Origin of the sequence: Lentzea aerocolonigenes, from assembly GCF_000955955.1 — a bacterium.
GTDB lineage: Bacteria > Actinomycetota > Actinomycetes > Mycobacteriales > Pseudonocardiaceae > Lentzea > Lentzea aerocolonigenes_A.
This window is the reverse complement of sequence record NZ_JYJG01000122.1, coordinates 1-18,398: the sequence shown is the minus strand read 5'-3', so window position 1 is coordinate 18,398 and position 18,398 is coordinate 1. Positions and strand designations below refer to the sequence as shown.

Genomic DNA, 18,398 nt, shown 5'->3' with positions numbered 1-18,398 from the left:
CGAAGTGCTGCTCAAGCGGGAAGTGAGCCTATCCCCGGGCCCTTTGCGGTACTCACGCGACTCGACCAGTCTTAAGACCGGTCTGACAAATCCCTCAGGACTTGTTGATCTCGGTGACCGGGTGCGTGTAGCCGAGGTCCTCAGCCGACAGCGGGAACGTCACCGAGCCGAACGGGGAGAGCGCACCCTGCGAGTCGCTCGTGAGCTCGGTGACGGGGTGACCGCCGTCCGGGCCCTCCGGCCAGTGCGGGTCGACCCGTCCAGGGCGTCCTTTCGCCACGTTCTCCTCCTCGGTGATGCCCAATGACGCGACAAGTGTGACAGAGCACGACACGTTCTCAACCGGCCCATATACCGTGGTGAGAATGTCCGGCATCACTCTCGCCGACTGGCTGCGCGCCCAGGACGACGCCGCACTCGTGGCTCTGCTGCGCGCGCGTCCTGACCTGGCAACGCCCCCACCTGCCGATATGTCCGTGCTCGCGACACGGGTCGGCACCAGGGCGTCGATCGCGCGCGCCTGCGAGGACCTCGACACGTTCACGCTGGCGGTGCTCGAAGGCCTGGTCGTGCAGGGCGCGGACGCCGAGCCCGTGGCGTTGGCCACACTCGCGCAGGTGCTCGGGCCGGACGTGAAGCCCAGGCCGCTCAAGCTGGCCGTCGCGAAACTGCGCTCTCTCGCGGTCGTGTGGGGTGACGACGACGCGATGTCGGTCCCTCCGGTCACACGGGAGGCGTTCGGCACGTATCCCGGCGGGCTGGGCCGGGCGACCGGGCAGACGTACGACCTCGCCGGGATCACCGAGGGCGAGCAGCGCGTTCTGCAGAAGCTCGCCGCCGGGCCTCCGATCGGCGACACCAAGGACGCCTCCCGGGTCGTGCCGCTGGAGAAGGCCGAGACCCCGGTGCAACGGCTCCTCGCGCGTGGTCTGCTGCTGCGACGCGACCCCGGCACAGTTGAGCTGCCACGAGAGATCGCACTCCAGTTCCGCGGTGAACGCCCGCTCGGCCCGATCCAGGTCACCGAGCCGAAGCCCAAGACCACCAGCCTCCAGCCGGTCAGCATCGACGCCACCGGCGGCGGTGAGGCGCTGGAACTCGTCCGGCACGTCGAGAAACTGATCACGAGCTGGTCGGCCGAACCCCCCGCGGTGCTGCGGACCGGCGGACTGGGCGTCCGCGAGCTGCGCAAGGTCGCCAAGGACCTCGACGTCGACGAACGCCGCGCCGCGCTGTTGATCGAACTCGTGGCCGGCGCCGACCTGGCCGCCAACACCGAGGCCGCCGAACCCGAGTGGGTGCCGACGACCAAGGCCGACGTGTGGCTCGCCGCGACCACCGAGGTCCGCTGGGCCACGATCGCGCACGCCTGGCTGGAGCTGCCGAGGCTGCCCGCGCTGGTCGGCCGCCGCGACGAGAAGGACAAGCTCTTCACCCCCCTCGCGGACGAGATCCGCCGTGCCCAGGCACCCCGTGACCGCCGCTGGGTCCTGGAGGCGCTGGCCGCGTTCCCCAAGGGCACGGCGATCGCGAACCCGTCGGACCTGGCCGCACTGCTCGGCTGGCGCGCGCCGCGGAAGGGCGGACGGCAGCGCGACGAGCTCGTGCGCTGGACGGTCGAGGAGGGCACCGCGGTCGGCGTGCTCGCCCTCGGTGCGATCACCAGCGCGGGCCGCGTGCTGCTCGACGAGGGCCCCGGTCACGCCGCCAAGACGCTCGGCGACGCGCTGCCCGCTCCACTCGACCACGTGCTGGTGCAGGCCGACCTGACCGTCATCGCGCCCGGCCGGCTCGAACCCGAGCTCGCGGACGAGATGGCGCTCGTCGCGGACGTCGAGTCGGCGGGCAGCGCGACCGTCTACCGGATCAGCGAGGCCACGGTCCGCCGCGCGCTCGACTCCGGGCGCACCGCCGATGAGCTGCAGGAACTCTTCAAGCTCCGCTCGCGCACGCCCGTGCCGCAGTCGCTGAGCTACCTGATCGACGACGCCGCGCGCAGGCACGGAAGGCTGCGCGGCGGCGCTGCGGGCTCGTTCCTGCGGTGCGACGACCCGGTGCTGATCAGCGAGGTCCTCGCGCACCCGGAGGCCACCCGGCTGGAGCTGCGCAGAATCGCACCGACCGTGCTGGTCAGCCCGTTGCCGCTGGCAGACGTGCTGGACGGGCTGCGCTCGGCCGGGTTCGCCCCGGCGGCGGAAGGCCCCGACGGCCAGGTGCTCGACCTGCGTCCCGGTGGACGCCGGACCACGCCGAGGCAGCGAACGGCCCGGAAAGTCGCGTCACCCCCCGTGCCCGCCGACGAGCGGTTGGGTGAACTCGTCCGGCTGGTCCGGGCCGGAGATCGTGCCGCCGCGACACCACGGGGTGAACGCGTGGCCGTCCCCGGACACCTCGGCGCCGGGCCGTCCGCCACCCTGTCGTTGCTCCAGCAGGCCGCGAGGGCGCGACGCAGAGTGCTCGTCGGGTTCGTCGACTCCCACGGCACGGCCGCGCAGCGCGTGATCGAGCCGCACGTGGTCGGAGGGGGCGTCCTCGAGGGCTACGACCACAGCTACGGAGAGGTGCTCAGGTTCCCTCTTCATCGCGTCACGTCCGCCGCATTGGTGGACGAGGACTGACGGACGGTCATCCCCCGGTAGAAACGCACGTTCATCCTTGCGTGACCGCTTCGCGACCTAGCGTCGAGTGGCGTGAGCGTTTCACGACGCTCCCTCGACGAAGGAGGAGCAGCGCAAATGGCCATCAACCGGTGGGCGCGTAGAGCCGTCCTCACCGCAACGGCATTGGCGTTCGCCTTGCCGTTCACCACAGGAACAGCGCAGGCCGACCCGATCATCGAGATTCTCGGGGACAACAACGTCAACGTGACCGTTGGCGCCTACAACAACAACGTGGACTCGATCCCCATCAGCCTGGGCGCGGGCGCGAGCCTCAACACCGGCAGCGGACTCACCCTCGACCTCGACGAGAACGAGGGCATCCAGCTCGCGTTGGACATCGGCCACGCGGACATCTGGGCCGGCGCGTCGGTCGGCGTCCCGTTCACGCACATCGGTGTCGAGGCGTCCGCCGCAGCCGCGGTCGACATGCCTGCGGCGCACGTCGCGGTCGCCCCACCGCCGGCAGCCGAACCCGAGGTGGCCGCGCCTCCCGCACCTCAGGTGGCCGCGCTGCCCGCCGAACCCGAGGCCGCACCGGTCCTCGAGTCCGCCGTCACGATCACCGACGACACCGCGGCGGTGACCGACGAGCCCAAGGGCGACGACGAGGAAGAGGACTGCCCGGACGAGGCGGGCCCGTCGGGCTGCCCCAACATCACCGCGCTGGGAATCCTCAGCGTCTGCCTGCTGCCCAACCTGGTCCAGCTGCACATCTGACGAGCCGCACATCGAGCAGGGAGGAGGCCATCAGGACGACGTGACCCAGAGCTGAGCCAGACGTGCAACGACGAGGCGAGCGCCGCACCCGAAGGTGGCGCTCGCCTCGTCTCACGTTGTGCGGTTGTCCCCGGTGAAGGAGATCAGCCGGCGCGGACGGACATCCACTGGCGCATCGCGTGCTCCACCAGCGTGATGAGCGTCTGCTTCGTCGACTGCCGGTTCCGGGCGTCACACGTCACGATCGGCACGGACTCGTCGATCGTCAACGCCTCGCGGACGTCCTCCAGCCTGTGGTGGAGGAGGCCGTCGAAGCAGTTGACACCCACGACGTACGGCAGCTGCCGGTCGTCGAAGAAGTCGATCGACGCGAACGCGTCGGCGAGACGGCGGGTGTCGACCAGCACGATGGCGCCGATGGCACCCCGCACCAGGTCGTCCCACATGAACCAGAACCGGTGCTGACCCGGTGTACCGAAGAGGTACAGGATCAGGTCGCTGTCGAGCGACACACGGCCGAAGTCCATCGCGACCGTCGTGGTGACCTTGTTCGGCGTGGCGGAGAGGTCGTCCACCCCCGCGCTGGCCTCGGTCATCACCGCCTCGGTGGTCAACGGGACGATCTCGGACACCGAGCCGACGAACGTCGTCTTGCCAACACCGAAGCCACCCGCCACCACGATCTTGGCGGAGGTCGTCGGCTTCCGTGCGCCCTCGGCGCCCTGGGGACTAGAGCCTGCGAAGCCCACTGAGCACCCTCTCCAGGAATTCCATGGAAGGCCGGTCCCCCACGACCAGACCGCCCTGGTGAATCAAAACCAATCCCATGCTTGCCATGTCGCCGATCAACACCCGCACGACGCCAAGTGGCAAGCGTAGGAGTGCCGCGACCTCGGCCACCGACCGCGTGTCCACACACAGCCCGCAGATCGACCTGTGCTCGGGAAGAACTGCGGCATCCCGTTCGAGGCCACGCTCGCTGGTCGAGATCAAAGCCTCGATGGCGAGGTCGTAGTCGGGTCGTGTGCGTCCACCGGTGCGTGTGTACGGCCGCACCAGTGAACCCGAGTCCGCAGAAGAAGTTTCCTCCGGACGCACAGCGGACTGCGCACCGGTGCTGTACACCGGCTGCGGCCCGGTGGTGTACGGCAACTGTTCCGGCACGGCGTCCGGCATCTCGTGCTGGCCGAAGAGGTCCGCACCGGGGCCACCGAACAACCCGGTGCCGTACCCGCCGTCTATGTCGAACCGGTTCGGCACGTCGTCGTACGGATACGACGACGAGTCATCCACCTCACGCTGAGACATATCGCCTAGCCCTTGCCCTGTAACCCGCTCATCGTGGGGTGCGTCCTCGGCTTCCTCTGGTTCTTGGGGGATCGCGTCAGGCTCGTCGAACTGGAACCCACCAGCGGCCCACTCCTGGTAGTTGAAGTTCCTACCGAAGCCCCGGCCTCTAGCGCCAGATCTTCCAGCCATCTCTTCTCACCCCTGAACTGCCAGTGAGGTCTAGCGACGGACCACGCCCTGAAGCTGCGCGCGCAGCTCAGGGGTGAGTTGTTGACCGACTCTCTCCACCAAAAGCGTCATCTCGTAGGCCACCAGGCCGATGTCACAGTTTGGTGCCGCCAGGACGGCGAGACACGAGCCGTCACTGATCGACATGAGGAACAGGTAGCCCCGCTCCATCTCGACCACGGTCTGGTTGACCCCGCCTGCCTCGAAGCAGCGGGCAGCACCCTGTGTGAGGCTGACCAGCCCTGACGCGACGGCGGAGAGCTGCTCTGCACGGTCCCTGGGCAGACCCTGGGACCCCGCGAGCAACAGCCCGTCCGCGGACACCACGACGGAATGTGCCACGCCGGGCACCCTCCGCACGAAGTCGGTGATAAGCCAACCAAAGCTGCCTGGCTGCGCTGCGGTCGTCACTCCTGCTCCTCGTTCTGCCGGCTCGATTGGTCACCAGCGTATGCCTCGATCAATGCGTGCCGGCCTCGCTTGACACCACTCTGCAGGCTCGACATCCGTCCGCGCACCGCATCCGCCGAACGCGGAGGCAGCGGCGGGCGCTGGGCCGTCTGCGACAGGGACTGCGGCTTGGGTGCCGCCGAACCTGGCACTAGTTGAGCCTTCGGTGTCCGTTTTGGCAATCCTGCCGTTGTCTTCGTCTCCGGCGCCTTGTTCAACAACGCCTGAGCCGCGTGCCATCCCTCATCGGCAGGTGATTGCCAAGCCGACTCAGACGTGGGCGCCGCCGCTGGAGTCTCCTCCACAACGGGCTCCGGTTCCACAACTCGCTCCTGCTCGGCGGGTGCGGTCACAACTTCTTCGACCGCTGGCTGCACCTTCGCGCGCGGCTGGCGCACGGGCAGACCGGCAGCCGACGTGGTGGTGGGTGCCACCGCCGGTACAGGCTTCGGTTTGCGGGTCGGCAGCTCCGGCTCAGGCCCGTCCGAGAGGGGAGGGGTCGTCACCGGCTCGTCGATGTACTCGACACCACCCTTGTCGGTGTTGCCGAGGCGGTCGACGCTGCTGCCGAGCCTGGACTCGACACGTCCGTTGGACTCCGCGGGTTCGGGCGAGCTCTCGGCGGACGGCGGAACCGGCGCCGCGGAGGACGCCGAGGTCTCGCTGCCGACGGCCTGGAACCACTGCGACAGAACGGCCTCGTAGATCGGCAGGCGTTCGGTCGGGGCGTCCAGGTCGTGCTCGACCTGCTTGCGGGAGGCTTCCGAGGTGCCGTTGCGGTGCGCGAGTTCGGTGTCCACCGGGGCCCGCGAGACACCGTTGCTCGATGCCGGTTCCGCGTCGAGCGGAGAGATCGGCACGAACTGCGTGGTCTCGTAGCCCGGCTCGAAGGAGATCTCGCCGCCGTCGTCTTCCTGGCGGTCCTCGTAAGCCGTGAAGAGGGTCGGTTCGCCGAAGGAGCCCTCTGGCTCAACGGCTGCCAGCTGGTCGCGCCGCCACCGTTCGGACGGCGTCGAGTCCTGCGCCAAAATCTCGTTCTGGGCGGGCGTCTCGTTGTAGACGGGGATCCCCGTGGCGCCCGCACCGGTGTCGGTGAGTGCGCTCGGGACGAAGCTGACCGGAATGCTCGGGTTGCTCGGGCTCGACTCGTCGATCCTCGGCTGGGTGCCGGTGGCCCCGCCGAACGCGCCCGCGATACCGCTCGCCCTGGTGGCCGTGGTGCCGATCTCGGTGGTGAGCTCGGCCGAGGCCAGGCCGGGAGCCGGGGTCGGCATGCCGAACGCGGCGGCCAGCCCACTGGAGCCGGACGGCGGGGTCGAGGGGCCTGCCTGACCGGGGATCGCGATGAGCGTCTCCGGCACGATGACGAGTGCGGTCGTGCCGCCCTCGATGTCCTCGTTGCCGCGCAGGCGGACCTTGATGTCGTGGCGCTTGGCGAGCCGCGCGACCACGTACAGGCCCATTCGGCGGGAGACGGCGACGTCGACGTCCGGCGGGTCGGCCAGACGCTCGTTGGCGTCGAGGATCTCCTGGTCGCCCATGCCCACACCGCGGTCCTGGATCTCGATCGCCAGCTCACCCTTGCGGGTCTTGGCCGTGCGAACGGTGACCTTGGTGACCGGGTCGGAGAACGCCGTGGCGTTGTCCAGCAGCTCGGCGATGAGGTGCACAAGGTCGTTGACCGCGCGGCCCTGGACGGTGAGGTCCGGGGTCTGGCCGACCTGCACGCGGGCGTACTGCTCGACCTCGGAGACCGCGGCGCCGAGGACCTCGGCGGCCGGGACGGGCCGGGTCAGGCGCCGCGAGAGGTCCGTGCCCGAGAGAACCAGCAGGTTCTCCGAGTTGCGGCGCATACGAGTGGCGAGGTGGTCCAGCTCGAACAGCGAGGCCAGCTGGTCCGGGTCCTGCTCGTCCTGCTCGAGCCGGTCGATCAGGTTCAGCTGGCGTTCGACCAGCGCCTGCGAACGGCGGGACAGGTTGACGAACATCGCGTTGACGTTGTCACGCAGGAGGGCCTGCTGGGCGGCCAGTCGCACCGCTTCACCGTGCACCGCGTCGAACGCGCGCGCCACCTGACCGATCTCTTCACGCGTGTGCACCGGCACCGGTTCGACGGCGGTCTTGGCCGCGTCCTCCGGGTTCGGGTCCGCGAGGATCCGCTCGACCGCGTCCGGAAGACCGTGGTCGGCGACGTCGAGGGCGGTGCGGCGCAGCGTGCGCAGCGGGTTGAGGATCGAGCGGGCGACGAACAGCGCCATCAGCAACGCGAGCGCGAGGACCGCGAGCACGATGCCGGACTGGATGTACGCGCTCTGACGGGCGTTGCCGGCAGCGACGTCCGTCTTGTTCTGCAGCTGCTCGACCAGCAGGTTCTCGACGTCACGGGTCAGGTTGACCGTCAGCGTGGCGGCGATGTCCCACTTCTCGGACGTCAGCTGCGTGAAGTCCTTCTTGCCGGTCTGGGACTGCTGGTTGATCGCCGATTCCTGCATGTCGTTCGCGGTGTCGACGATGAGGCCGGTGACGGTGTCGTCGTAGATCTTGGCCTGTTCGGGCGTCGCGGACTTGCGGAAGTCGTTTCGTGCCGCTTCGAGCTCGGCGTCTGCTGCCTGCAGGGCACGCAGCTGTTGCGGCGAGAACGCCTTGCGCTGGAAGACGTCGAGGAGAATCGCCCGCTTGAGGGACTCCTGCTCCTTGATGCGCGCGATGGCGTTCGTCGTCAGGTGCAGTCGCACCAGCTCGGGGTCGTTGATCTCGGAGATCGTCTGCTCACCGAGGTTGATGAGCGTCTCGATGGACTCCGAGTAGGTCCGCTGGACGGCTTCCGCGGGGTACTGCGTGTCGCGCACCGAGTTGCGGAGGCTGTTCAGGCGGTTGAGCTGGTTGAACGCGACCTGGAACCGCTCGACGGCGGCAGGGTTCAGGTCGGAGCTGAGCTCGGCGATCTTGTTGCTGAACGCCTCGCTGGTGTCGTTGACGCGGCGCAGCTGGCGCTCGAGGACGACGCGGTCGACCTTCTTGTTCGACGCTACGTAGCTGACCGACAGGTCGCGCTCACGCTGCAGCTGCTGCACCAGGTCCGCGACCGCTGTCTCCAGGCGGATCTGGTTCGCGAGGTTGTTGAACTCCGTCGCGTTCTGAAGGTCGGTGCGCACACGCAGACCACCCAGGGCGAGCGCACAGACCGTCGGGATCATCAGGACGGCGAGCAGCTTCGTGCGCAACCGCCAGTTGCGCAGGCGCCAGGGCGCGGATCGGGCGGCAGGTCCTGATCCGGGTCCGGTTCCGAGGTCGGCCTTCACCACGTCCGGTGTCGCCGTCACGGTTCCGTTACCCAGCGCAGCCAGTCCGTCACCCGATTCGGGCCTTTCGGAGCGTGTGGTGTCACCCACGCCAAACTGGCTGGGACCTCTCTCACGTCGGGCCACTCTGGGCTTCCTCTTCCAGCAGCAGTGTCCCGGTCTCTCCCCAGGACCGAGCATGGACTCGTCAAACGGGCCGAATTGCAGCACAGGGGCCGTGCGCCCGGTGAGGCGCCCTACCCCGTTCTGAAGACACGTCGGTCTACTACAACCTGTGCCACCCGGCGGGGAGCGTAATGGCCACCCCCTCCTCGGGGGAAGTCTCCAGAAGCACTCACCGTATCGAGACGGGGTGTCGTTTCATACGTTCAGGTGGTTAACATCCCCGGTTGTCGGCACGCCCCATGTCCGTCCGAACGCGCTGTTCGGACTGCGGACTACCTGGTCTGTGGCGACACTCACTGATCATTTGATGCTACTCAAGGCCTACCGGCGAGAGGTGCCATGGCTACCCGAGCCAAAGCTCTGCGGCTTGCCGCAGTGCTCATCACGTGTGTTCTGACCGCGAGCTGCAGCCTGTTCGGAAGTTCGTCGAACGGCGGGAACGCGGACGTGGAGCGCAACATCCTGCGCATCGGCGTAATGCCGGTCGTCGACGTGGCCCCGCTGCGAATCGCGCTGACCGAGAAGCTGTTCGAGAAGGCCGGTCTGCAGGTCAACCTGGTCACCCAGCCCAGCGAGGCCGAGGCGATCAAGCAGCTGGACACCACGCTCGACATCACGTGGGCCACGCACGTCAGCCTCTTCCGCTCCGTTGCCGAAGGCACCGAACTGCAGCTGCAGGGCGAGGCCTACCAGGCAGGCCCGAACTCGATGGCGCTGGTCACGTCCGCTGCGTCGGACTACGACGACCCGGGCAAGAAGCCCCAGCCGACCATCGCCGTGAGCAGCGAGACCGACATCGGCGCGCTGACCACGCGTGCCGTGCTGGACACCGCCGCGGTCGAGAAGCAGAAGATCAAGTTCCGGCCGATGCCGTTCGGCGACATGGAGAAGGCGCTGAAGGACGGGTCCGTCGACGCGGCCTTCATGATCGAGCCGTTCATCACGAAAGCCCAGCGCAACATCGGTGCGAAGATCCTCACCGACACCGCGCGGGGCCCGACACTCGACTTCCCGCTGTCCGGCTACGCGGCGACGAAGAAGTTCGCCGAGGCGAACCCGAAGACGCTCAAGGTCTTCCGCGAGGTGCTGCGTGAGGCACAGCAGCGCGCACAGGCCAACAAGCTGGCCGTGCAGGACTCGCTGACCAGCTACGCCGACGTCGACCAGCCGACCGCCGCGCTCGTGTCCGTGGGCACGTTCCCGCTGTCGCTGAACCCGATCCGGCTCCAGCGGGTCGCCGACATGATGGACACCGAGGACGTGCTGTCCGGTCGTCTGGACGTGCAGCAGCTTTTGCCGCCGGGCACGACGAATTAGTTGTCGCAGTACATGAAACGCAGTACATGAAAAAGGCGGGCCGCTTTTCACGGCCCGCCTTTTTTCACTTGCCCTCTGCGACGCTCACGCAGTACGTGATTCCGGGCGCCGGCTCGGCGTAGGAGATGGCCGTCGCCTCACCGCACTCGGCGGTCGCGGCCTTGACCGACTTCTCGATCTTTAGAACCTTCGTGATGGCGAACTCGTTGGGGGTCGCCGGGCACGTGATGGGCTTCATGCCATCCATGTTGATCTTGACGAGCTCCTCCTGGTAGCACTTGCCCTCTTCGAGCTTCTCGACCAGGCAGAGCTTCAGGCTGGAGCCGCGCCGACCGGACTCGGTGTACTCGGCGTAGTCCTCGCTCGGGCACGCCTCGGTGGTGCTCTTGGTGACCTTGGCGATGATGTAGTTCGCGTCGGTCGCACCGCAGTCGACCTTCTTGTACTTCGGGCTCATCGTGGTGCCGGTGACGCTCGCGCACTCACCGGGCTTCTCGTCCGGCGTGGAGATGGCGTTGATGCCACTGCCGATGCCGAACTTCACGACCGCGATGACGCCCGCGATCAGCACGAACCCGAGGATCGAGCCGATGATCTTGCCGGCGCCACCCTTCTTCGGCGGCTGCGCGTACGGCATGGGCTGGCCGGGCGGCATGCCACCGGGCGGCATCCCTCCGGGCGGCATCCCTCCGGGCGGCATCCCTCCGGGCGGCATCCCTCCGGGCGGCATCCCTCCGGGCGGCGGGCCGTAGGGGTCGCCACCGGGAGGCGGGCCGTACTGACCGGGCTGACCCGGCTGACCTGGCTGTCCCGGCTGTGCGTAGGGCTGCGGTTGCTGACCGTACGGCTGCTGCGGCTGCCCACCGGGAGGCGGGCCGTAGGGCCCAGGCTGCTGCGGGTAGTTGGGGGTGGTCACTGGATTCCTCTCCGATGGGGCGTGCGAAAGACGGCAAAACCGGAGCCGTTGGGACCCGGCTCCGGTTTCGGGAAAGCTGACTGGCCGAGCCATTCGCGCACGTCACTGCGCCGAACGGCCCACGCCCCCCGACACGGCCGGAGGCTGAGATTGCCACGCGGGCAAAAAATCCGCCGGGGCTTTACGGAAACGTTACGACCACTTGGTGACCGGGCGGTCGCTACGCGCGACTGAGGCAGTAGGTGAGCTTCACCGCGGGGTATGAACGGGTCTCCTCGCCCGGCCCGCACGACGGTGGCGGCGCATCCCGACTGGCCTTGGTCACCTGGAAGACGTCCTGGTCACCGCAGTCCACGGCGTCGAGGTCGTAGCCGGACCTGGCCTCGGGGTAGCACTCGCCGACGTCGTAGAGCGGGGCCAGGCAGAACCGGACCTTCGGGTCGATGCGCCGCACGGGCACCCAGCTCAGGTCCTCGCCGTTGGGGCAGGACTGCGCCGCGGCCACGGTGCCCTCGACGACGTAGTTCGCGTTCGCCGAGCAGTCGACGGCCTCGTAGCGGCCGATGTCGCCGGTGAGGGAGGCGCAGTCGCCCTGCTTCGGCGGCTGGACCGGGGTGAGGAACTCGGAGATGCCGTAGATCGCGACCGCGGCGACGACCAGCGTGATCCCGTAGGTCAGCACCTGCTTGGCCACGCTCGTCCTGGGCGCGGTCTCCTCGTTCATCACGCCGCAGAGGGTCCCATGTGGACCACGGACCGCGGCGGGCCTTCAGCAGAAAACGACCGCGCGGAAGATCACTGCTTGTCGCCGCGCTCGAGGCAGAAGGTGACGGCGGGTTCCGGGAAGACCGCCGCGCGCGCGTCTCCGCAGGCTGCGCGGTCGGTCTTGCCGGTGAGCACCTTGGCGACCTTCACCGAGTCCTTGGTGGTGCAGTCGACCTTGGCGATGCCGCTGTTGGCGTCCTGCCCGTAGCAGGCGCCCTCGACGAAGTTCGGCATCAGGCAGAGCACCGAGTCGCCCGTGTACGTCGAGTAGTCCATGCCGCCGGACGGGCACTTCTGCTCGTTGAACGGCAGAATCTTGGCGATCTTGACGGTCGCCTGCTCCGAGGCGCAGTCGAGCGCCTGGTAGCTCGGGTTGTCCTGGCTGCCGGAGATGCGCGCGCAGTCGCCCACCTGGGCCGCCTGCGCCGCGCCACCGAGCTGGTTCAGCACGAACCCGCCGAGCAGGACGAGCGCAAATACAACGGCGATACCCAGGCCGACCTTCTTCATGGCCTGGGTATCGGCGTCAGCGGGTGGTCAACTCAACCGAGTTCACCCGATCAGGAGCCTTCGTGGACGCCCATGCAGTACACGGAGGCCGGCTCGCTGAACCGCAGCTCGCTCGAACCCTCCGGGCAGACCGTGCCCTCCTCTGGCAGACCGTCGACCTTCTTCACGATCTTCACCGGCGACTCGGTCGTGCACGCCTCCGCCTTGAACGCGCCGTCGTCGCCCGAGGTGTAGCACTTGCCCTCGGCCAGGTTCGGCATCAGGCACAACGAGTCGCCACCGTCCTTGACCGGCTCGTAGATGCCCTCCTCCGGGCACGGCTCGTCGGCGTTCTTCAGGACCTTGGCGACCTTGTGCGTCGCAGCCGCGTCGCCACAGCTCTTGGACGAGACGTTCCAGTCGCCGTCCGGCTTGTCCACGTCTTTGGGCGAGGCGCTCACGCAGTCGCCGACCGCGGTGCCGTTGAGCGCGGTGACCGCCCAGGCGCCGGCGCCGACCAGGACGATCGCCAGCACGGCGACGATGACCGGCTTCAGCCACTTGTTCTTGGCGGGCGGCTCGTCGCCGCCCCCGAAAGCCGACGAGACCACGGCCGGGGGCTCCTCGGCCTCGATCTCCTCCGGCTCGGTCTCCTCGGCCTCGGCGGTGTCCGGCGCGGGCTCTGCCGCGGTCTCCACGACCTCGGTGTCCGCGGTCCCGGTCTCCTCGGGAGCCGGTGCTGACGACGCCTTCGGCTCGACGGGATCGGTCGACTCGGTGCTCATGCGCGAGAAACTACGACACGCGGTGTTGGCTGCGTGTGTCGCCTCACACTTGTTATCGCCAGTTGACGCAGGTCGAACGCATTTGGCGTCGTCAGGGAGACTTGTACCCGTGACCGATGGCCCCCTGATCGTCCAGTCGGACAAGACGCTGCTGCTCGAGGTCGACCACCCGCTCGCCGACGACGCACGCACGTCCATCGCGCCGTTCGCCGAGCTGGAGCGCGCACCCGAGCACGTGCACACGTATCGCGTGACGCCGCTGGCCTTGTGGAACGCCCGCGCGGCAGGCCACGACGCCGAGCAGGTGGTGGACGCGCTGGTGCGGTTCAGCCGCTACCCGGTGCCGCAGCCGTTGCTGGTGGACGTGGTCGACACCATGAGCCGGTTCGGGCGGCTGGTGCTGACGAACAACCCGGCGCACGGGCTCGTGCTGCACTCCAACGACCGTGCGGTGCTCGAAGAGGTGCTGCGCAACAAGAAGATCGCGCCGATGTTCGGGGCGCGGATCGACGACGACACGGTGATCGTGCACCCGAGCGAGCGCGGGCGGCTCAAGCAGCTGCTGCTCAAGGTCGGGTGGCCCGCGGAGGACCACGCCGGGTACGTCGACGGCGAGGCGCACGCGATCGAGCTGGACGAGACCGACTGGAAGCTGCGCGACTACCAGCGGCTCGCGGCCCAGGCGTTCTGGGCCGGTGGCTCCGGCGTCGTCGTGCTGCCGTGCGGCGCGGGCAAGACGCTCGTGGGCGCGGCGGCGATGGCCGAGGCGCAGGCGACCACGTTGATCCTGGTCACGAACACCGTGGCGGGGCGGCAGTGGAAACGGGAGCTGATCGCGCGCACATCGCTCACCGAGGAGGAGATCGGCGAGTACTCGGGTGAGCGCAAGGAGATCCGGCCGGTCACGATCGCGACCTACCAGGTGATCACCCGCAAGTCGAAGGGCGAGTACAAGCACCTGGAGCTGTTCGACTCGCGCGACTGGGGCCTGATCGTCTACGACGAGGTCCACCTGCTGCCGGCGCCGGTGTTCCGGATGACCGCTGACCTGCAATCGCGTCGTCGGCTTGGTCTCACGGCGACTTTGGTGCGCGAGGACGGCCAGGAAGGCGACGTCTTCTCGTTGATCGGGCCGAAGCGGTACGACGTGCCGTGGCGCGACATCGAGGCGCAGGGGTGGATCGCTCCCGCCGAGTGCACCGAGGTCCGGGTGACGCTGACGGACAACGAGCGGCTCCAGTACGCGACGGCAGAGCCCGAGGAGCGCTACAAGCTCTGCTCGACCGCGCGGACCAAGATTCCCGTGGTCCGAAGGGTGCTCGAGCAGCATCCCGACGAGCCGGCTCTGGTGATCGGTGCTTATCTGGACCAGCTCGACGAGCTTGGCGAGGAACTGGGGGCGCCGGTGATCAAGGGATCGACGAAGAACAAGGAGCGCGAGGAGCTGTTCGACAAGTTCCGTCGCGGCGAGCTGCGCACGCTCGTGGTCTCGAAGGTGGCGAACTTCTCCATCGACCTGCCAGAGGCCTCGGTCGCCATCCAGGTGTCCGGCACGTTCGGTTCGCGCCAGGAGGAGGCGCAGCGCCTCGGCCGGATCCTGCGGCCGAAGGGTGACGGGCGGCAGGCGCACTTCTACTCGGTCGTCGCGCGCGACACGCTCGACACCGACTACGCGGCGCACCGGCAGCGGTTCCTGGCGGAGCAGGGCTACGCGTACAAGATCGTCGACGCGGACGACCTGGTCGGATGACGTTCTGGTGGATGTGGAACCCGGCCGGGACCGTGCCTGTGCGGCGGTTCCGGTCGGAGGAGTCGCTGGCCCGCTCGGCTCCAGAGGGCCAGGTGGTCCGGTCGGACGACTTCGCGTGCTCGGAGCAGCGCCGCCGTGCCACGGCCGTGCGGTCGGACTTCCTGCGCGTCACGGGTGACCCGGTGCAGGTCGCGCTGGTCGAGCAGCGGCTGTGGGCGCTGCTCGTGGCTCTGCGCCGGTCTCAGCCTCTCCGCGACGCGCTGGCGACCGCGATCCCCAAGGCCGGGCGGGCTGCCCTGGTCGCCGAGCCCTCGCGCGAACTGGCCGAGTTCGACCGGCGCTTCGACCAGTTCGCGGCGGCGTTGCAGGTGTTGGTCACCGACCCGACGCCGGAGCAGCTCCGCCACACCGCCGCTCTGGACTAGGACACGAGAGCAGGGATCTCCGCGACGCTGCCGAGCAGGTGCGTGTGCGGGTGGAGCTTCAGCTCGTCCTCCGTCTGGCCGCCGCTCAGCACCCCGACCACGAAGCCCGCGCCCGAGTTCGTGCCCGCTTCCAGGTCACGCACGGTGTCGCCGGCCGTCAGGACGCGCCGTACGTCGCGCGTGCCGGTCAGCTCCATCGCCCGGTAGATCATGTACGGCGCCGGGCGGCCCGCCGGCACGTCGTCCACGCAGACGACCGCGTCCAGCACGTCCTCGCCCCAGCCCAGCACTTCGAGCAGCCCGTCCACGATCGGCCGGTCGAAACCGGTCGTCAACGCGACCTTCACACCGTTCGATCGCAGTTGCGCCAACGCTTCCGGCGCTCCGGGGATCGGCGTCGGCGGCGTAGCAGGCCGAGAGTCGCTCGTGGAAGTCCTTGAACTCGGCGTCCACAATGGACCTGCCCAGCATCGAGGAGATCGCCTCGTACTTGTCGGCGCCCATCCAGTCGCCGACGTCGCTCGCGTCGCCGCCCGCCGCGATCACGGTGTCCGCCAACGCTTTGTACACCAGTCCATGTTCCTCCACGGTGGTGCCGGCGATGTCCAGCACCACGAGGTCGACCTTCACGAAGCCCTCCAGTGCCGCAGCAGCGCCGGTTGCGCCTGCTGGGAGTTCTCGATCGAAAAGCTGACCATGTCCGGGCGGTAGCGGTCGTCGGAGTGCTCGACCGGACGTCCGTCCACACCGGACGCACAGCGCCGTTCACGCAGAAGTGGTGCGCCCAAGGCGACTTCGAGCAGCTCGCTGTCCTGCTCGTCCGCCGCGACGGCGTCGATCTGGTGCCGGGCGACCGTCATGTCGACGCCCTGCTCCCCCAGGTACTGGTAGAGCGAGCCGCTGTCGCAGTCGAAGTCGAACAGCAGGCGCCCCACCGGTTCCACGAACGTCGTGCGCTCCAGCATCGTCGGCCGGCCGTCGATCAGCCGCTGCCTCAACAGCTGCACGACCGGCGTGCCCTCGTCGAGCTGCAGCGCGTCCGCGATGTCGGCGTCGGCGGGCCGGCGGGCGATCTCCAGGGTTCGTTGCCCTGGCACGTGGCCAAGACCGGCAGCCCAGCTGGAGAACGACAGGAACGTCTCGAACGGCTGGGAGAGCGTGTGCCTGCGCACCACCGCGGGCTTGCCGCGCCCGCCGCCGATCATGCCCTCCGCGCGCAGCGTCGTGAGCGCCTGCCGGACCGGTGCGCGCGAAGCTTCCCAGTGCGCGCACAACTGCGATTCGGACGGCACGGGATCGCCGACGGCCAGCTCACCCGAGGCGATGCGGCGGCGCAGATCGGCCGCGATGCGCTCGTGCAGGGGCATCTCCACGCAGGCAACCATACATGTCATAACAAGTCTGAACACCAAGTGAACACATCAGAACAGCCATTGCATCTGCTTTGCGAGCCACCCATCGTTCTTGTCATGACAAGTGTGGACCTGGTGGTCGTCGGCGCGGGCGTCGTAGGCCTCGCGCACGCCTGGCACGCGGTGCGGCGGGGTCTCTCCGTCACCGTGGTCGAGCGCGACGAGCACGCGGTCGGGGCTTCCGTGCGCAACTTCGGGCACGGCTGCTTCACCGCTCAGGACGGAGTGGCGTTCGAGTACGCGATGACCGCGCGCGAGGAGTGGCTGAAGCTCGGTCGCGAGGCCGGCTTCTGGCTGCGCGAGTGCGGAACCGTCGTCAAGGCCCGTCACGACGACGAACGCGCTGTGCTCGAAGAGCTCGCCTCCGTCCGTGAGATCTCGTTGACCGACGAAGGCGCGTTCCTGCCGTTGGACATCCGCGTCAACCCGCGCGAGGCCGTGCACTCGATCGCGGCGCTGCTGGCCTCACGCGGTGTCACGTTCCTCTGGTCCACCAACGTGTTGACGGTCGAGCCCGGCCTGGTCCGCACCTCTCGCGGCGAGATTGCCTGCCGCGCGGCGGTGGTCGCGGTCGGGCACGACGTCGACAGGTTCTTCCCGGACATCGCGGAGGAACGCCAGATCCAGCGCTGCCGGCTGCGGATGCTGCGCGTCGCGCACGGCGGTGTGATCGACCCGGCCGTGCTGACCGGGTTCTCGATGTTGCGCTACGAGGCGTTCGCGCGGTGCCCGAGCACTCAGCTCGTCCGTGAACGCCTCTCGCACGACCACCCCGAACTGGTCGAAGCCGGGCTGAACCTGATGTTCACCCAGCTCCCCGACGGCTCGCTCACGATCGGCGACACCCACCACTACAGCCGCACGGTCGACCCGTACCGGCCGGAGGACCTCGACGACCTGGTCCTCACCGAGACGGCTCGGCTCCTCGGTGTGCCCTCGCTGCACGTGCTCGAACGCTGGCGCGGCGTCTACGCGTCGGCCCCAGAACCCTTCCTGACCGCGACGCCCGCTCCTCGGGTCCGGGCTGTCTCGGTCACCTCCGGCATCGGCATGACCACCGCGCTCGGCCTCGCCCCGGCCGTGCTCGACGACCTCCTCCAGGAGCTGTGACGTGAAAACGCATCGCCAGCACCTCGGCGGCGTAGTCGTCGACGATCTGCAGCTCGACCTCGCAGCCGAGCTTGCGGGTCAACGCCTTGGCGAGCACCTCGTAGGCGGGCTTGAGCTTGTCGGGGGCCGCGTACGGCTCGACGCCGAACCGCACGCGGCCGTTGTTCGGGCAGCCCTCGCCGCTGGAGGAGTTCGTTGTGCCGCAGGCGGTTGCGCAACGGCAAGCTGGAGCTGGCCGAGTTCGGCCCGCTCGGCTACGTCTTCGCCTCGCAGAAGGCCAAGGCCGAGCCGCTGGCGTCGTTCGCCGACGGCACCGGCAAGCTCACCAGCTACACCGCGGGCATCTGGGTCTCCAAGGACTCGCCGGCGCGCAAGATCGAGGACCTCGCCGATCTGGCGGTACTTCGAGGTGTCGAACTTGTCCTTGGCCGACGCCGGCGTCTGGCTGTTGATCTCGGCGGCGTCGACCTTGGTTTTGGTCAGCGCGAGCATCGCTTCGGGGTGGCCACCGGCGTAGTCGAGCTTCACGTCCGCGACGCCGACCTTCCTCGTGGTGCTGCTTCTCGTTGTTGTGGTCGACCAGGCGTCTGCGTTCGTGCGCAAGCGGCTAGTAGTGC

At 68.6% G+C, this 18,398-nt stretch carries 19 protein-coding genes; 7 read left to right on the top strand and 12 right to left on the bottom strand.

What is annotated here, in order from left to right; translation table 11 throughout:
* Nucleotides 1–94 precede the first annotated feature (94 nt).
* Nucleotides 95–280, bottom strand: a complete 186-nt coding sequence (locus UK23_RS18855) for a hypothetical protein (protein ID WP_045312904.1) — start codon at nucleotides 278–280, stop codon at nucleotides 95–97.
* Between the two features lie 85 nt (nucleotides 281–365).
* Here UK23_RS18855 and UK23_RS18850 point away from each other — a divergent pair, with 85 nt between their 5' ends.
* Both UK23_RS18850 and UK23_RS18845 read left to right on the top strand, forming a co-directional pair.
* Nucleotides 366–2,618, top strand: a complete 2,253-nt coding sequence (locus tag UK23_RS18850; protein WP_045312876.1) for a helicase-associated domain-containing protein — start codon at nucleotides 366–368, stop codon at nucleotides 2,616–2,618.
* Nucleotides 2,619–2,735: 117 nt separating this feature from the next.
* Nucleotides 2,736–3,377, top strand: a complete 642-nt coding sequence (locus tag UK23_RS18845; protein WP_045312875.1) for a hypothetical protein — start codon at nucleotides 2,736–2,738, stop codon at nucleotides 3,375–3,377.
* Nucleotides 3,378–3,520: 143 nt separating this feature from the next.
* On the opposite strand, the gene UK23_RS18840 is transcribed toward UK23_RS18845, so the two are convergent.
* From UK23_RS18840 to UK23_RS48760, 4 genes are read right to left on the bottom strand one after another with little or no spacing between them, the layout of a single operon-like run.
* Nucleotides 3,521–4,126, bottom strand: a complete 606-nt coding sequence (locus tag UK23_RS18840; RefSeq protein ID WP_030470877.1) for a GTP-binding protein — start codon at nucleotides 4,124–4,126, stop codon at nucleotides 3,521–3,523.
* A complete protein-coding gene (locus UK23_RS18835) occupies nucleotides 4,107–4,856 on the bottom strand; it encodes a DUF742 domain-containing protein (RefSeq protein WP_082114769.1) in 750 nt (249 codons plus the stop codon). The genes UK23_RS18840 and UK23_RS18835 overlap by 20 nt, the downstream gene beginning before the upstream one ends.
* Nucleotides 4,857–4,886: 30 nt before the next feature.
* On the bottom strand, nucleotides 4,887–5,306 hold the full coding sequence (locus tag UK23_RS18830) for a roadblock/LC7 domain-containing protein (protein WP_030470879.1): 420 nt from the start codon (nucleotides 5,304–5,306) through the stop codon (nucleotides 4,887–4,889).
* The gene (locus UK23_RS48760) at nucleotides 5,303–8,668 is read right to left on the bottom strand and encodes a nitrate- and nitrite sensing domain-containing protein (RefSeq protein WP_231114569.1); all 3,366 of its coding nucleotides are present in this window, start codon (nucleotides 8,666–8,668) and stop codon (nucleotides 5,303–5,305) included. Before UK23_RS48760 ends, UK23_RS18830 begins: the two co-directional genes overlap by 4 nt.
* 483 nt (nucleotides 8,669–9,151) lie before the next feature.
* Here UK23_RS48760 and UK23_RS18820 point away from each other — a divergent pair, with 483 nt between their 5' ends.
* The gene (locus UK23_RS18820) at nucleotides 9,152–10,129 is read left to right on the top strand and encodes an ABC transporter substrate-binding protein (RefSeq protein ID WP_045312873.1); all 978 of its coding nucleotides are present in this window, start codon (nucleotides 9,152–9,154) and stop codon (nucleotides 10,127–10,129) included.
* 64 nt (nucleotides 10,130–10,193) lie between these two features.
* On the opposite strand, the gene UK23_RS51710 is transcribed toward UK23_RS18820, so the two are convergent.
* The 4 genes from UK23_RS51710 to UK23_RS18800 all read right to left on the bottom strand — a co-directional run bounded on the left by UK23_RS51710 (nucleotide 10,194) and on the right by UK23_RS18800 (nucleotide 13,084).
* On the bottom strand, nucleotides 10,194–11,045 hold the full coding sequence (locus UK23_RS51710) for an LppU/SCO3897 family protein (RefSeq protein WP_156213223.1): 852 nt from the start codon (nucleotides 11,043–11,045) through the stop codon (nucleotides 10,194–10,196).
* A gap of 220 nt (nucleotides 11,046–11,265) precedes the next feature.
* On the bottom strand, nucleotides 11,266–11,769 hold the full coding sequence (locus tag UK23_RS18810; protein WP_045312872.1) for an LppU/SCO3897 family protein: 504 nt from the start codon (nucleotides 11,767–11,769) through the stop codon (nucleotides 11,266–11,268).
* A gap of 71 nt (nucleotides 11,770–11,840) precedes the next feature.
* Nucleotides 11,841–12,320: an LppU/SCO3897 family protein gene (locus tag UK23_RS18805; RefSeq protein WP_045312871.1), complete on the bottom strand. Its 480-nt coding sequence runs from the start codon at nucleotides 12,318–12,320 to the stop codon at nucleotides 11,841–11,843.
* Nucleotides 12,321–12,370: 50 nt separating this feature from the next.
* Entirely contained in the window at nucleotides 12,371–13,084 is a 714-nt protein-coding gene (locus UK23_RS18800) for an LppU/SCO3897 family protein (protein ID WP_045312870.1), read from the bottom strand.
* Nucleotides 13,085–13,193: 109 nt separating this feature from the next.
* On the opposite strand from UK23_RS18800, the gene UK23_RS18795 reads away from it, so the two are divergent.
* Both UK23_RS18795 and UK23_RS18790 read left to right on the top strand, forming a co-directional pair.
* Nucleotides 13,194–14,834, top strand: a complete 1,641-nt coding sequence (locus tag UK23_RS18795; protein ID WP_045312869.1) for a DNA repair helicase XPB — start codon at nucleotides 13,194–13,196, stop codon at nucleotides 14,832–14,834.
* A complete protein-coding gene (locus tag UK23_RS18790) occupies nucleotides 14,831–15,259 on the top strand; it encodes a hypothetical protein (RefSeq protein WP_045312868.1) in 429 nt (142 codons plus the stop codon). Before UK23_RS18795 ends, UK23_RS18790 begins: the two co-directional genes overlap by 4 nt.
* On the opposite strand, the gene UK23_RS53815 is transcribed toward UK23_RS18790, so the two are convergent.
* Nucleotides 15,256–15,606: an HAD family hydrolase gene (locus UK23_RS53815; RefSeq protein WP_231114568.1), complete on the bottom strand. Its 351-nt coding sequence runs from the start codon at nucleotides 15,604–15,606 to the stop codon at nucleotides 15,256–15,258. The genes UK23_RS18790 and UK23_RS53815 overlap by 4 nt on opposite strands.
* 279 nt (nucleotides 15,607–15,885) lie before the next feature.
* Entirely contained in the window at nucleotides 15,886–16,626 is a 741-nt protein-coding gene (locus UK23_RS18780; RefSeq protein WP_156213228.1) for a GntR family transcriptional regulator, read from the bottom strand.
* Between the two features lie 102 nt (nucleotides 16,627–16,728).
* On the opposite strand from UK23_RS18780, the gene UK23_RS18775 reads away from it, so the two are divergent.
* Nucleotides 16,729–17,781: an FAD-dependent oxidoreductase gene (locus UK23_RS18775; RefSeq protein WP_045312866.1), complete on the top strand. Its 1,053-nt coding sequence runs from the start codon at nucleotides 16,729–16,731 to the stop codon at nucleotides 17,779–17,781.
* Here the strand turns inward: UK23_RS18775 and UK23_RS55030 are convergent.
* The gene (locus tag UK23_RS55030; protein ID WP_196777788.1) at nucleotides 17,705–17,935 is read right to left on the bottom strand and encodes a PhnD/SsuA/transferrin family substrate-binding protein; all 231 of its coding nucleotides are present in this window, start codon (nucleotides 17,933–17,935) and stop codon (nucleotides 17,705–17,707) included. The two genes, UK23_RS18775 and UK23_RS55030, sit on opposite strands and share 77 nt — an antisense overlap.
* 56 nt (nucleotides 17,936–17,991) lie before the next feature.
* Here UK23_RS55030 and UK23_RS51705 point away from each other — a divergent pair.
* A partial coding sequence (locus UK23_RS51705; RefSeq protein ID WP_045312865.1) for a PhnD/SsuA/transferrin family substrate-binding protein occupies nucleotides 17,992–18,398 on the top strand: 407 nt, incomplete at its 3' end.

What these genes read in the sequence shown, in the direction of transcription:
- UK23_RS18850 (WP_045312876.1), top strand. Translation starts at nt 366, where the DNA reads ATGTCCGGCATCACTCTCGCCGACTGGCTGCGCGCCCAGGACGACGCC.
- UK23_RS18845 (WP_045312875.1), top strand. Translation starts at nt 2,736, where the DNA reads ATGGCCATCAACCGGTGGGCGCGTAGAGCCGTCCTCACCGCAACGGCA.
- UK23_RS18835 (WP_082114769.1), bottom strand. Translation starts at nt 4,856, where the DNA reads ATGGCTGGAAGATCTGGCGCTAGAGGCCGGGGCTTCGGTAGGAACTTC.
- UK23_RS18820 (WP_045312873.1), top strand. Translation starts at nt 9,152, where the DNA reads ATGGCTACCCGAGCCAAAGCTCTGCGGCTTGCCGCAGTGCTCATCACG.
- UK23_RS18810 (WP_045312872.1), bottom strand. Translation starts at nt 11,769, where the DNA reads ATGAACGAGGAGACCGCGCCCAGGACGAGCGTGGCCAAGCAGGTGCTG.
- UK23_RS18805 (WP_045312871.1), bottom strand. Translation starts at nt 12,320, where the DNA reads ATGAAGAAGGTCGGCCTGGGTATCGCCGTTGTATTTGCGCTCGTCCTG.
- UK23_RS18800 (WP_045312870.1), bottom strand. Translation starts at nt 13,084, where the DNA reads ATGAGCACCGAGTCGACCGATCCCGTCGAGCCGAAGGCGTCGTCAGCA.
- UK23_RS18790 (WP_045312868.1), top strand. Translation starts at nt 14,831, where the DNA reads ATGACGTTCTGGTGGATGTGGAACCCGGCCGGGACCGTGCCTGTGCGG.
- UK23_RS18780 (WP_156213228.1), bottom strand. Translation starts at nt 16,626, where the DNA reads ATGCCCCTGCACGAGCGCATCGCGGCCGATCTGCGCCGCCGCATCGCC.
- UK23_RS18775 (WP_045312866.1), top strand. Translation starts at nt 16,729, where the DNA reads ATGACAAGTGTGGACCTGGTGGTCGTCGGCGCGGGCGTCGTAGGCCTC.